At 68.7% G+C, this 13,104-nt stretch carries 13 protein-coding genes; 3 read left to right on the forward strand and 10 right to left on the reverse strand.

The window, feature by feature from the left end; translation table 11 throughout:
- Positions 1 to 7 precede the first annotated feature (7 nt).
- Positions 8 to 955 carry a hypothetical protein gene (locus ACWDMM_RS08780; protein WP_195082406.1) on the reverse strand — a complete coding sequence of 316 codons (948 nt, stop codon included), beginning with the start codon at positions 953 to 955 and terminating at the stop codon, positions 8 to 10.
- 123 nt (positions 956 to 1,078) lie between these two features.
- On the opposite strand from ACWDMM_RS08780, the gene ACWDMM_RS08785 reads away from it, so the two are divergent.
- Positions 1,079 to 1,258 (forward strand): hypothetical protein, encoded by a 180-nt coding sequence (locus ACWDMM_RS08785; protein ID WP_449936760.1) that lies wholly within the window; start codon positions 1,079 to 1,081, stop codon positions 1,256 to 1,258.
- Between the two features lie 7 nt (positions 1,259 to 1,265).
- On the opposite strand, the gene ACWDMM_RS08790 is transcribed toward ACWDMM_RS08785, so the two are convergent.
- The 8 genes from ACWDMM_RS08790 to ACWDMM_RS08825 all read right to left on the reverse strand — a co-directional run bounded on the left by ACWDMM_RS08790 (position 1,266) and on the right by ACWDMM_RS08825 (position 10,576).
- A complete protein-coding gene (locus ACWDMM_RS08790; protein WP_449936762.1) occupies positions 1,266 to 2,855 on the reverse strand; it encodes an ABC-F family ATP-binding cassette domain-containing protein in 1,590 nt (529 codons plus the stop codon).
- 161 nt (positions 2,856 to 3,016) lie between these two features.
- Positions 3,017 to 3,124 carry a DUF4291 family protein gene (locus tag ACWDMM_RS08795; RefSeq protein ID WP_195082405.1) on the reverse strand — a complete coding sequence of 36 codons (108 nt, stop codon included), beginning with the start codon at positions 3,122 to 3,124 and terminating at the stop codon, positions 3,017 to 3,019.
- Between the two features lie 49 nt (positions 3,125 to 3,173).
- On the reverse strand, positions 3,174 to 3,746 hold the full coding sequence (locus ACWDMM_RS08800; protein WP_067811329.1) for an adenine phosphoribosyltransferase: 573 nt from the start codon (positions 3,744 to 3,746) through the stop codon (positions 3,174 to 3,176).
- A gap of 37 nt (positions 3,747 to 3,783) precedes the next feature.
- On the reverse strand, positions 3,784 to 5,505 hold the full coding sequence (locus ACWDMM_RS08805; protein ID WP_357107887.1) for an ABC transporter substrate-binding protein: 1,722 nt from the start codon (positions 5,503 to 5,505) through the stop codon (positions 3,784 to 3,786).
- Positions 5,506 to 5,523: 18 nt separating this feature from the next.
- Positions 5,524 to 6,759 (reverse strand): protein translocase subunit SecF, encoded by a 1,236-nt coding sequence (gene secF, locus ACWDMM_RS08810; RefSeq protein ID WP_357107890.1) that lies wholly within the window; start codon positions 6,757 to 6,759, stop codon positions 5,524 to 5,526.
- A gap of 5 nt (positions 6,760 to 6,764) precedes the next feature.
- A complete protein-coding gene (gene secD / locus ACWDMM_RS08815; protein ID WP_195082283.1) occupies positions 6,765 to 8,438 on the reverse strand; it encodes a protein translocase subunit SecD in 1,674 nt (557 codons plus the stop codon).
- A gap of 120 nt (positions 8,439 to 8,558) precedes the next feature.
- Complete coding sequence (yajC, locus tag ACWDMM_RS08820; RefSeq protein WP_195082282.1) at positions 8,559 to 8,918, reverse strand: preprotein translocase subunit YajC; 360 nt, start codon at positions 8,916 to 8,918, stop codon at positions 8,559 to 8,561.
- Positions 8,919 to 9,085: 167 nt separating this feature from the next.
- Positions 9,086 to 10,576, reverse strand: a complete 1,491-nt coding sequence (locus tag ACWDMM_RS08825; protein ID WP_449936766.1) for a flavin-containing monooxygenase — start codon at positions 10,574 to 10,576, stop codon at positions 9,086 to 9,088.
- 36 nt (positions 10,577 to 10,612) lie between these two features.
- On the opposite strand from ACWDMM_RS08825, the gene ACWDMM_RS08830 reads away from it, so the two are divergent.
- Both ACWDMM_RS08830 and ACWDMM_RS08835 read left to right on the forward strand, forming a co-directional pair.
- Positions 10,613 to 11,278, forward strand: coding sequence for a TetR/AcrR family transcriptional regulator (locus ACWDMM_RS08830; protein ID WP_449936768.1), 666 nt, complete (start codon positions 10,613 to 10,615; stop codon positions 11,276 to 11,278).
- Between the two features lie 151 nt (positions 11,279 to 11,429).
- Positions 11,430 to 11,993, forward strand: coding sequence for a DivIVA domain-containing protein (locus ACWDMM_RS08835; RefSeq protein WP_195082279.1), 564 nt, complete (start codon positions 11,430 to 11,432; stop codon positions 11,991 to 11,993).
- A 28-nt stretch (positions 11,994 to 12,021) separates the two neighbouring features.
- Here the strand turns inward: ACWDMM_RS08835 and ruvB are convergent, their stop codons facing one another.
- Positions 12,022 to 13,104, reverse strand: a complete 1,083-nt coding sequence (ruvB, locus tag ACWDMM_RS08840) for a Holliday junction branch migration DNA helicase RuvB (protein ID WP_195082278.1) — start codon at positions 13,102 to 13,104, stop codon at positions 12,022 to 12,024.

Genomic DNA, 13,104 nt, shown 5'->3' on the forward strand with positions numbered 1-13,104 from the left:
CACACCTTCAGCCGCGCCCACGCGGCAAGGCTCGTGGCCGCCGGTCGTCGGCGTCCAGCGCTTTGCCGACCGACGCTGCTTCGGCCGCGGAACCGACATCGCGCAGATCCGCCAGTCCACCGGCCAGGTCGACGCGCCCCTCCGCCAATCCGATGGTCAGCGCGATGAGTTCGCATACCGCGGCGGGATCGTCCAAACGCAGGAAGTTCTGGCCGAGCAGCCCGCGCCAGTGCTCGGCGATCTCCGGGTCGTGGAAGTAGCTCGACTGGTTGGGCAGGATGTAGTGCACGTGCCAGCGTTCGGCGAGCTCACGGTAGACGGATTCGACCGAGATGTCCTGGCGCACACCGTCGCCGATGATCGCGCGAATGTGCCGGGAGGCCAGCCGCGGCTTGTTCAGTTCGTCGCCGATCAGGAAGAGGTAACCCTTCTTGCGCCGCTTCTCCCATGCGTCGGTCGCGATGTGCGTCGCGAGGAAATAGGCGGCCAGTTCGTAGCTTTCGGACTTCTGCCCACCGCCACCGCCCTCCAGGAAGACGGCCCGCAACTGCTCGTCCATCCGGTTGTCGGATTCGAACTGCCCCACCTGCAGTGGCACGCGATCGGTGTCCGCGTCACCGATCGCGCCGAACAGGATTTGCGGATCGTCCGCGTAGCCCTTGCGCCGCAGCAGACCGTGCAGGGTGCCCAGCTTGTCCTGCATGATCCGCGGCACCCGGCCCATCGATCCGGTGACGTCGAACAGCACCGCGATCGGCAGCGAGTTGGCGTGGTCGGCGGAATCCCGGCATTCGCGCACGCCGATCCCGAGCGGGTCCAGCATCGGGTGCACCCGCCAGTTCGCGTGCGGCTCGGCCCGCATCTCGGCGGTGTAGCCGAAGTCATCGATGCCACGAGCGGCGCGGAAGGTCTTGGCCGCGCGGTAGGCGGAGTCGTCCCAGTGTCCGTATCCCATTACGATCACGTCCTCTCTTTGTTTTAGTCTATTCGACCAAAACTTAGCCGGTCAAGAGTCGCGAGCCCGGAGGACCGGCACCGGGAGCCGGGCACCACGATCTGGTGCCCGGCCGCCTTCGGCGTGCAAGCCGAACTGGTCGCCGCCGAGCCCGCCCGGTTCTTCGTGCCGCCCTGCGTCGGGCACCGGGCCTGGATCGGCGTGCGCCTGGATGTGGAACCGGACTGGGCCGAGGTCGCCGAGATCGTCCGGGACGGTTACCGGCTCGTCGCCCCGAAGCGGCTCTCGGCACTGCTGGACTGACGGCGGGTCAGGTCAGCAGGGTCTCCGCCAATCCCTCCGCGGTGAGCTCGAGGCGCCGGGTCACCCCGATGTCGTCGAGGAACCGCGCATCGTGACTGACCACGATCAGCGCCCCTTCGAAACCGGCCAGCGCCTGGGTCAGATGCTCCAGGCTGGGCAGGTCGAGGTTGTTGGTCGGCTCGTCCAGCAACAGCAGGCGCGGCGCAGGGTCGGCCAGCAGCAGCATCGCCAGCGCCGCGCGCAACCGTTCACCGCCGGACAACGCCGCCGCCGCGACATCGGCGTCCGCGCCACGGAACAGGAAGCGGGCCAGCTGCGCCCGGATCCGCTCCGCCGACGCGTGCGGCGCGGTGGCGGCGACGTTCTCGAACACCGACCGCCCCTCGTCGAACACGTCCAGCCGCTGCGGCAGCATCCGCCACGGCACTTTCGGCCCCTCCTCGGCGATACGCCGCAGCAGCGTCGTCTTGCCGACGCCGTTGCGGCCGGTCAACGCGATCCGCTCCGGGCCGGACACCCGCAAGGTCACCGTCGGCCCGCACGCCAGCTCGACTCCGTCCAGCTCGATGACGTCCTGACCGGGGTACAGCCGTGTATCGGGCAGCTCGACCCGGATCTCCCGATCGTCGCGCAACAGCTCCTTCGCCTGCTCGAGCTGTTCCTTGGCGGAATCCAGCTTCTCGATGTGGTTGTTGCGCAGCTTGCCCGCGGACACCTGCGCCTGCCGTTTGCGTTCGGCCATCACGATTTTCGGCTCCCGCTTCTGGTCCCACATCTTCTGCCCGTACCGCTGCCTGCGGTCGAGTTTGATGCGCGCTTCGACGAGTTCGCGGGCCTGCTTGCGGACATCGCTGCGCGCGTCCCGGATCGCGGCGCGGGCAGCCTCCTGCTCGGCGGCGACGATCCGCTCGTACTCGCTGAAATTGCCACCGAACAAACGGAGTTCGCCGTGGCGCAGCTCCGCGATGGCCGCCATCCGCTCCAGGAGCTCGCGGTCGTGGCTGACCGTGAGCACCGTGCCGGAGAACTGGCCGATCACCTCGTAGAGCCGTGCCCGAGCCACCCGATCCAGGTTGTTCGTCGGTTCGTCCAGCAGCAGCACGTCCGGCTCGGCGAGCAGCTCGGCGACCAGTCCGAGCAGCACCGTCTCGCCGCCGGAAAGCGTGTCGAGCGTGCGATCGAGATGCGCCACCGAGTCGGCGACGTAGTGCAGGCCGAGCCGCGCCAGCAACGCCAGCGCCCGCTCCTCGACATCCCACTGGTTGCCGACCAGGTCGAAGTCGGCACCGCTTCCCGAACCGGACTCGATGCGGTGCAACGCTTTTCGCACCTCGGCGATGCCGAGCACCGCGTCGACGCGCTGCCCCGCGCCCAGACCGAGATCCTGGCGCAGATACCCGAGCTGCCCGGCGACGGTGACCGACCCGCGAGCAGGCTTCAGCTCCCCCGCGATCAACCGCAGCAAGGTGGATTTGCCCGCACCGTTGCCGCCGACCAGGCCGATGTGGCCGGGGCCGAGAACGGCGTCGATCCCCTCGAAAACGGGGGTGCCGTCCGGCCAGCCGAAAGTGAGATCGGAAAAAGACAGATTGGTCATGCCAGCTCCCAGAGGTTGCGACGAGACACGGCGCGCGAATGCGGGCCGCACTGTGGCTACCTCACATGAGCAACGGCAGAACTCCGATCAACGGGAACAAGACCTGTACAGGTTAACGACAACTCCGACCGATGCGCCAGTGCAATTCGGATCACACTTCGTCAGAACGACGCGCCGATCGCCACCGCCAGGCCCAATTCCCGGCCGGGCTCACTCGTCCAGCCGCAGCGACACCTCATCCACGAGAACGAGGGCTTGGTCCACGTCATTCGTTGCGCGAGTTCCGGCGGCGGGCTCTCGCGCGCCGCCGGTAGCGGCTCAGAGCTGAACGATCGAGGTCAGCGGGTAGTCGCCCTGCCGGGCGCGTCCGCCGAGGAAGCCGAGTTCCAGCACCACCGCGGCGGCGGCCACCTCGGCGCCGGACTGCTTGAACAGCTCCGCCGCCGCGGCGAGCGTGCCGCCGGTGGCGAGGACGTCGTCCAGCAGAAGCACGCGACGGCCGGCCAGATCGATGCCGTCCGCGGGAATCTCCAGCGCGGCGGTGCCGTATTCGAGGCTGTATTCCCGGCTGATCACCGGCGGCGGCAGCTTGCCCGCCTTGCGGACGGCGAGCACGCCGGTGCCGAGGGAGGCGGCGACACCGGCCCCGAGCAGGAAGCCGCGAGCATCGACGCCGGCCACCAGATCGGCGTCGGGTGCGCACGCGGCCAGGCAGTCGACCACGGCGCGGAAGCCCTCGGCGTCGGCGAACACCGGGGTGAGATCCGCGAAACGCACACCGGGCGTGGGGAAGTCGTCGTGCCAACGGGTCAAGCGGTCGACCATCTCGGCGGCTCTTGTGGTCCGTTCGGCGGCTACATCCTCGGACTCGATCGCCGCGTGCTTGCTCATCGACACCTCTCCATGGTCACATCACCCACACCGTCTGTCACCGCTCGAGCACCCACCGGTCCATGTTCCAGCCCGTTCCGGCCTGGTTGGGGGCGGCGATCCCGTTGCGCAGCCCCTTGCCGAAGGCGATCGTGCGCGGGGTGGCGAACAACGGAATGCTCGGCAGCTCCGCCCACAGCAGGTTCTCGGCCTCGGTGAGCAGATTCAGCTGTGCGGCCGCGCTGTCGTCGGCCCCGAGCTGATCGGTGATCGCATCGTAACGGCCGTTGCCGTACCGTCCGAAATTGAGACCGTTTCCGGTGCGCAACGCGCTGGCCGCGGCCACTCCCGCCAGGGAGCCCGCCGGCCCGGGCGCCGACGCGGTGCTGCCGAGGACGGCGTCGACCTTGCCCTCGGTGAGCCGGGTGGGCGTGAAATCGGGCGCTGCGGCGTCCACCACGATGATGCCCGCCGGTTTGCACGCTTCGGCGATCATGGCGACGGTCTGCGCGCGCCGGTCGTCCGGACCCAGGTAGCCGATCCGGACGGTGGGGTTCGGCGCACCGGAGGCGGCGACGGCTCTGGTCGCGTTGGCCACGTCGCCGCCGGAGTAGTTGTTCGACGCGCCGATGACCGCCGGGTAGAGCAGGGCGTCCTGTTGCACCACGTGCGCATTCAGCGGCCCGGAGCCCAGCCCGGTCTTCGGTGCGTCCGGCACCTTGCCGAGCTTGTCGAACAGCGTCTGGCGCGGCAGGCACAGCGCGAACGCCCGGCGCGCCTCGACGGAGGCGAACACTCCCCCGGTGGACAGCGTCAGTTGCTCGGCGCCGCGGCCGGGCAGGGTCTGCACCGAGAAGCCGTTCAGATCCAGGTCTTTCACCGAGTGCGCGCCGATGTCGAGCACACCGACGGCGTTCTCGCCGACCTTCTTCTTCACGTCCACGTTCCTCGGCCACACCACGATTCGCCCGGTCGCCGGTTTGTTGCCCCACCAGCGCTCGTTGGCCACCAGCACCAAACCGTCCTCGCTGCCGAAGGATTCGATGCGGTAGGGCCCCGACGAAGGGAACCGCGACAGGTCCAGCCGTCCGTCGGCCGGGATGGTCCAGCCGGTGTTCCAGAACTCCGCGATCCGGCCCAGCGCGTTCGGATCGCCGGTCTGCAAGGCCGACACCACGTTGGGCACGTTCGCCACGCGAGCCGCGACATGCGCGGGCATCAACTCACCGGCGGCGAACAGGTTGCGCCAGGGCAGATACCGCCTGCCGGGCCGGAACACGACCGTGGCGTCCCGCGAGCCGGGCTGGCAGTCGACCCGTTCGATGGCGTCGTAGCCGCTGGTGCTCGCGGCGTCGAAGAGCGGAACGGGCCCCCGGTCACCCGGCTTGGTGTACCGGCCGCTGCGGGCGGCCCACGCCAGCACCAAGTCGTCGCAGGAGGTCGGCACACCATCGGAGTACACGCCGTCGGGATTGAGGCGGTACTGGATGGTCTGCGACTCGCCCGGCACCTCCTTGGCGGTCCCGAAGTCGGTGTCGGCGACCTGCTGGCCGTCCGGACCGGTGTAGAAGAAGCCGGTCAGCACCCGGGCGAACACCGCGGAGGACCCGGAACTCGCCCCCAGCGTGCTGGCCCCGTTATAGGTGGCGATGGTGGCATCGGTCGCGTAACCGATGGAGGGCACCTGATTCTTGCTGGAGCAGCCGACCATCAGCCCGGCGGCCACCGTCCCCGCAGCGAGCGCTCCGATCAGTCGTACCGCACTGCGTGGCTGTCGCATGAAACCCCTTGCCTGGTGTCAGTTCCGCCTCTTGTGCCGTTTCCCGCTCGGGCGCGCGCCGGGACGCGGCGTCTGCCCGGCCGCGCGCTGCTTGCGCTGCGCCGGTTCGTGCTCTCGACCCGTTGCCATGCTCGCCCGGCGCTCGGCCGCGACGCCCGCACGGGCGCTGGCCGCGCCCGCCCGCTTGGCCATGACCTTCTTCGTGTGCGCCGCCACGGGCCCCCAGCGCTCCTTGATCGACACCAGTAGCGGAGTCGCGAAGAAGATCGAGGAGTACGTGCCGACCAGCAGACCGACCAACTGCACCAGCGCCAGGTCCTTCAGGGTGCCGACGCCCAGCATCCACACCGCGACCACCATCAGCCCGACGATCGGCAGGATGCCGATCAAAGCGGTGTTGATCGAGCGCATGAGCGTCTGGTTCACCGCGAGGTTGGCCTGTTCGCCGTAGGTGCGCCGAGTCAGGTGCAGAATACCGTGGGTGTTCTCCTCGACCTTGTCGAACACGACGACCGAGTCGTAGAGCGAGAAGCCGAGAATGGTCAGGATGCCGATCACGGTCGCCGGAGTGACCTCGAACCCGACCAGCGAATACACACCCGCGGTGACGGTGACGTCGAAGAACAGCGCCGCCAGCGCCGCGATCGCCATGTGCGTCTCGAAGCGGACCGCGATGTAGACCGCGACGAGCACGAGGAACACGGCCAGCGCGATGACCGCCTTGCGCGTGATCTGGCTGCCCCAGGTCTCGCTGACGTCCGAGGTGCTGATCGCGGCCCGGCTGGGATTGCCGGACTTGTCCTTGGGCTGGAACGTGGTGAACAGCGCGCTGTTGAGCGCCTCGACCTGCCTCTGGTCCAGCGCCTCGGAACGGATGAGCATGGTGGCCGAACCGCCGGTGCCGACGGTCTGCACCGAGACCGGATCGGTGCCGATCGCACCGCGGTAGACGTCCTCCACCGCGCTGGTGGTCGCGTTCCCCGCCGGGAACTGGATGCGCGAACCGCCCTCGAAATCGATGCCGAAGTTGAAGCCGCGGAAGAGGATGCTGCCCAGCGAGACCAGCACGATCACGGCGGTGATCAGGTACCACATCCGGCGCTTGCCGATCACGTCGATCGCGCCGGTGCCGGTGTAGAGGCGGTTGAAGAAGCCGTGCTTGGGCGTCTGCGGCTCGCCGACCGCGGCGAACACGTCGGTGATCTCGGTGGCGCTCGTCTTGTCCAGCGAGGGGGTGGTGTGGCTGTTGGTCATCGTCCTCACGCCTTCCCGAGTGCGGCCTCGGCCGCCTTCCGCTCGCGGGCGATCTGCTGGATCGCGCCGAGGCCGTTCACCGAGGGCTTGGACCAGAACGCCGTCCGCGAGGCCAGCAGCACCAGCGGCGAGGTGACCAGGAACACCACGACCACGTCGAGGATGGTGGTGAGGCCGAGGGTGAACGCGAAGCCCTTCACCTGGCCGACCGCCAGGATGTAGAGCACGGCCGCGGCGATGAAGCTGACGGCGTTGCCGGACAGGATGGTCCTGCGGGCGCGCTGCCAGCCGCGCGGAGCGGCGGAGCGGAAGCTGCGCCCCTCGCGCATCTCGTCCTTGATGCGTTCGAAGAACACCACGAAGGAGTCGGCGGTCATGCCGATACCGATGATCAGACCCGCGATACCGGCGAGGTCGAGAGTGAATCCGATCCAGCGTCCGAGCAGCACCATGATGCCGTACACCGCGAATCCCGAGGCCACCAGCGACAAGCCGGTGACGAAACCGAGCATCCGGTAGTAGGTGAGGCAGTACAGCAGCACCACCAGCAAGCCGACCGCTCCGGCGAGCAGGCCCGCCTTCAGCGAGGACAGGCCGAGCGTCGCGGACACGGTCTCGGCTTCCGAGGTCTGGAACGACAGCGGCAGCGAGCCGTACTTCAGCGTGTTCGCCAGTTCCTTCGCCGAGGTAGCGGTGAAGTTGCCGGAGATCTGGGTGCGGCCGCCCTGCTGCGGGCCCTGCTGCACGACGGGGGCGCTGACCACCTTCGAGTCGAGCACGAACGCGACGCGCTTGTAGACGTACTCGCCGGTCAGCGACGCCCATGCGTCGCTGCCGCCGGACTTGAAGTCCAAGTAGACCTCGTGCCTGGCCTGCTGCTGGTTCAGGCCCGAGCTGGCGTCCTTGATCTCCTGGCCGTCGATGCGGCTCTTGTCCAACAGGAACACCTCGTTGCCGTCGGTCGAGCAGGTCACCAGCGGCAGGGCCGGGTCGTCGTTGCCGGCGAGCGGATCGGCCTTGGTGCAGTCCAAGGCGGCCAGCGCGGCCTGCTGCACGGACGGGTCGGTGCTCTGTCGCACCGCTTTGGCCGCCTGGATCTCCTTGCTCGCCTCTTCGGTCGGCTCCAGGCCGGGAGCGGCGGGCGGCTGCGTCGGCTGCTGCGCGGGGAACACGCGCTGCTGCGGAGCGGGCTGGGTCGTCTCCGGCGCGGCGGGCTGCGTCGTCTCCGGCGCCGACGGCTGCGCGGCGGGCGCGGGCTCGGTGCCAGGCGCCGTCTGCGGGGTCGCGCCGCGTCCCGCCGCGGGCACGGCCTGCAGCACCGGTCGGATGTAGAGCTTGGCGGTGGTCGCCAGCGCGCGCGCCTGCTGCCCGTCGTCGCCGGGCACGGTGATCACGATGTTGTCGCCGTCGATGACGACCTCGGAGCCACCGACACCGAGGCCGTTGACCCGGTTCTCGATGATGTCCTGCGCCTTCTTCAGGCTGTCCTGGCTCGGCTTGCTGCCGTCGGGCGTGCGCGCGGACAGCGTGACGCGCGTACCGCCCTGCAGGTCGATACCGAGCTTGGGCGTCGGGGACTTGTCACCGGTGAAGAACACCAGCGCATAGATCACGGCCAGCAGCGCGGCATAGACACCGAGCAGCCGCAGCGGGTGCGCCGATCCCTGGGAAGGTGGCACAGTACGTCATCTCCTAGGCGGGAAGTCGAGGATGGAACATGCGGACGTGCACCAGCGACGCCGGGTGCGCGGACGGACGGCCGCGGCGACATCCGGCGAGCCGGGGCACAACCGCGGCGATCAGTCCTTGGTCAGGCGGGTCTCGGTCTGCTCGGCGGATTCCTCGACGGCGTCGGTGGTGTCCGAGCCGGTGGTCTCCGAGCCGGTCTCCTCGGTGCTCACCTGATCGTCGATGCGCACCTCACGGATGGCCTGGCGCAGCCACGTGGTGACCACGTCCTCGGCGATCTCGAGGTCGACCGTGGTGTCGTCGAGTTCGACCACGGTGCCGTACAGACCCGACGTGGTGACGACCTGATCGCCGATCTTCAGGCTGTCCTGCATCTGGGCGACCTTCTCGGCTTCCCGCTTCTGACGGCGGACACCGAGGAACATCGGCACGAGCAGGGCTACCAGTAGCAGCGGAAACAGCAGTTCCATCGTCGAAGTCAGTCCCTAGTTTCGTGGGTGGGATGGGCAAGTACCCCCACAGTCTGCCAGTTCGCCGCGCGGGCGCCACACCCGCACGCCGCTGGGCAGCCACAACTCCCTCATTGCACAACGGCTCGCCCGCCGGACACGCTCCTCGGGCGAGCCGCGCGACGGCCTCAGGCGGTCTTGCCGTAGACGTAGTCCTCCAGCGGGAAGCTCACCGCTTCGCGATGCGCGTTCAGCGTGCTGGTCGGCCGCAGCAGGGCGGCCTCGCCGTGCTGGTTGAAGTAGTAGCTGCGCGCGGTGGCGCAGTCGCCGCCGTAGAACACCGACGAGCCCAGCTTGTCGGTGACCCGGTCCAGGAACGCCGCGTTGGCCTGCTCGGTGACCTCGAAGGTGGTCTCGCCCCTACGGCGCAACTCGCCGAACAACCTGCCCATGTGCTTCATCTGGGCTTCGATGGTGGTGAAGTAGGACAGGCCGCTGTAGGAGTACGGGCTGTTGAGACTGAGGAAGTTGGGGAACTTCGGCACCGTGATGCCCTCATAGGCTTGGAACCGGTTGTCGCGCCAGAACTTTCCGAGATCCACCCCGTCCCGGCCGATGATCTCGATGGCCGGGAAGTTCACGTCCCACAGATTGAAGCCGGTGGCCAGGATCAGGGTGTCGATCTCGGTCTTGTGCCCGTCGGCGGTGACGATGCCGTCCGGCTCGATGTGATCGATCGAGTTCGTCTCCAGGCGCACGTGCGGCTGGTTGAACGTGGTGAAGTAGTGGTTGGAGAAGGTCGGCCGCTTGCACCCGAAGTCGTAGTGCGGTGTCAGCTGCCTGCGCGTCTGCTTGTCGCGCACCGACGCCCGCAGGTGCGCCTTGGCCAGCGCGCCCGCCCCCTTGTTCAGCAGCCGGGCCTGCTTGAAGTGCAGCACCCCCACCACCATCAGCGCCTCCAGCAGGCTGGTGTTGACCAGTCGCGCGGCCTTCTGCGTGGCGGGAACCCGCTCGAACAGCTCGCGCACCGGCGCGGGAATCGCGGTGTCGATCTTCGGGACCACCCAGATCGGGGTGCGCTGGAAGACCGTGAGCGCCCGCGCCTTCTTGGCCACCTCGGGAACCAGTTGCACGGCGGTGGCGCCGGTGCCGATGATCGCGGCCTTGCGGCCGGTGAGGTCGAAGTCGTCCTCCCACGCGGTGGTGTGGATGATCTTGCCCGCGAACGAGTCGATGCCGGGGAACGGCGGGGTGTAGGGCTGGGACAGGAAGCCGGTCGCCGTGAGCAGGTACCGGCCGGTGACGGTTTCGCCGCCCGCGATCGAGACCGCCCAGTGCTGCTGCTCTTCGTCCCAGCGCGCGCCGTCGACGACGGTGCCGAAGCGCATGCGGCGGCGCAGGCCGTATTTGTCGGCGACGTGCGCGGCGTACTTCTTCAGCTCCTCGCCCGGCGCGAACAGCCGTGACCAGTGCGGATTCGGTTCGAACGAGTAGGAGTAGGTCACCGAGGCGATGTCGACCGCCAGACCGGGATAGTGATTGACGTGCCAGGTGCCGCCGAGATCGTCCTCCCGTTCCAGGATGACGTAATTGCTCAGGCCGAGCCGATCGAGCTGAATGCCAGCTCCCATGCCCCCGAACCCCGCACCGACTACGACCGCGTCGTATTGAGGCGCCACACCGAACCTCCTGCTATCTGAACCACATATCACGGAATGACACATCATTCCGTTTGTGATGACTGTATCATCGGGGAGGTGACGAAGCCATCCACGCGTGCCGAGCGACGCAAAGCCGAACTGCGCCAGGAGATCATCGACACCGCGTTCGTCTGTTTCGCGGAGAAGGGCTATCACGCCACCGGCATCGCCGACATCGCGGCACAGCTCGGCATCGGCCACGGCACCTTCTACCGCTACTTCAGCAACAAGCGCGACATCATCGACCACGTCATCGATGATCTGGCCGCGCGCATCATCGCCGCGCTCGGCACCGAGAACGCCCCGGACGCCGCCGCCTCCCTCGACGAATACCGCGCCCAGATCGACCGCATCGGTGTGGCCCTCACCGAGATCCTGCTCGCCGATCGCCGGGTGGCCCAGCTGCTGCTTTTCCACGCCACCGGCATCGACGACGAGCTCACCCAGCGGCTGTACGGACTGCTCGACACCGCCGACGGGCTCACCGCGGGCTATCTCGACCACGGCGTCGAGCAGGGCTACCTGCGCGCCGACCTGGACACGCTGAACACCGCGCGCGCGGTGACCGGCATGCTGATCGGGGGCATCGTCTACTCGCTGCGCGAACCCGACGAGGCCGCCATCGCCGGGCTGAACCAGGCCATCCGCCGCCTGCTCGTGGACGGCGTGCGCAAGGACTGAGCAACTCGGCAATCCCCCTGACATCGCCACCGGCGCTAGGGTGAGGCGCATTGATCCGACGCTCTCGCCAGGGGGACGGCCCTTGTTCGCAAAAGGCCATGCAATCGCGAAGTATTCCTTCCGAGCGGCCCGGGGCGGCGAGCCTGACAGAATGTCGCTCGTGACTCCGGAGGACGTGCGCAGCACCCGCTTCGCGACCCCGACGCTCGGGCATCGCGGCTACCACGCGGACGAGGTGGACGCCTTCCTCGAACTCATCGCCGCGACGCTGGCCGGACACGGCGATCTCGCCGCCGACGATCTGCGCCAGGTCCGTTTCGAAGCGCCCCGGCTCGGCCAGCGCGGCTACCGCGCCGATCAGGTGGACGAGTATCTCGACCAGCTGCGCGCCGAGCTGGAGTTCCGGCAACGCGGTGTCCGGCCGGTGCCCGCCGCGAACGGCGACGGCCAGGCCATGCTCACGTTCGACGACGTGCGGCGCATGCGATTCAGCCAGGCCCCGGTGGGCAGGCGCGGATACAACGAGGAAGAGGTCGGCGCGTTCCTCGATCTGGTCGCCGCGACCCTCGCGCACGGCGGGCCGGGCAGCCTCACCCTCGCCGATGTCGAGGCCGTTCGATTCACCGAGGCCCGGCGCGGCACTCGCGGATATCAGCGCGACGAAGTCGACGCCTTCCGCGATTTGGTCGCCGCCGCTCTGCGCCATCGCCGCTGACCGCGACCGCGATCCACCCCCGCGCGAATCATTCGAAGAGGTCGAGCGTGGGGTGCGGCTCGCGGCCGCGCACTTCGATGGAGCCGAACACCAGGTCGGGCGGCGGGACGAGACCGAGGTGCTCCCACGCGGCGGCGGTGGCGACCCGGCCGCGCGGTGTGCGCGCGACCATCCCGGCGCGCACCAGGAACGGTTCGCAGACCTCTTCCACGGTCGCGGCCTCCTCCCCGACCGCCACGGCCAAGGTGGACACGCCGACCGGACCACCGCCGAAACCACGGACCAGCGCGCCGAGCACCGCGCGGTCGAGCCGGTCGAGGCCGAGCACGTCCACGTCGTAGACCTCGAGCGCGGCCTGGGCGATGGGGCGAGTGATCCGGCCGTCGGCACGCACCTCCGCGTAGTCGCGGACGCGGCGCAGCAGGCGGTTGGCGATCCGGGGCGTGCCGCGCGAGCGGCCCGCGATCTCGGCCGCCGCCTCCTCCTCGATGACGACGCCGAGGATGTGCGCCGAGCGCTGCAGGATGCGCAGCAGCTCGCCGGGCTCGTAGAAGTCCATGTGGCCGGTGAAACCGAAACGGTCGCGCAGCGGGCCGGTCAGCGCTCCCGACCTGGTAGTGGCTCCGACCAGCGTGAACGGTGCGATGTCCAGGGGGATGGAGGTGGCCCCCGGCCCCTTGCCGACGACCACGTCCACCCGGAAGTCCTCCATCGCCAGGTAGAGCATTTCCTCGGCGGGCCGCGCCATCCGGTGGATCTCGTCGATGAACAGCACATCGCCCTCGACCAGATTGCTGAGCATGGCGGCCAGGTCGCCGGCTCGCTCCAGCGCCGGACCTGAGGTGATCCGCAGCGCAGTGCCGAGTTCGGCCGCGATGATCATCGCCATGCTGGTCTTGCCCAAGCCCGGCGGGCCGGACAGCAGGACGTGATCCGGTGTGCCGCCGCGCTGTTTGGCGCCGCGCAACACCAGCGCGAGCTGTTCGCGCACGCGGGGCTGACCGATGAAATCGTCCAGCGACTTCGGGCGCAGACTCGCCTCGATCTCGCCGTCGGACTTCAGATAGTTGGCGCTGACCTGCGACTCGCCGGGGTCCTCTGAATGATCCAT

It is taken from the genome of Nocardia sp. NPDC003726, from assembly GCF_053586955.1.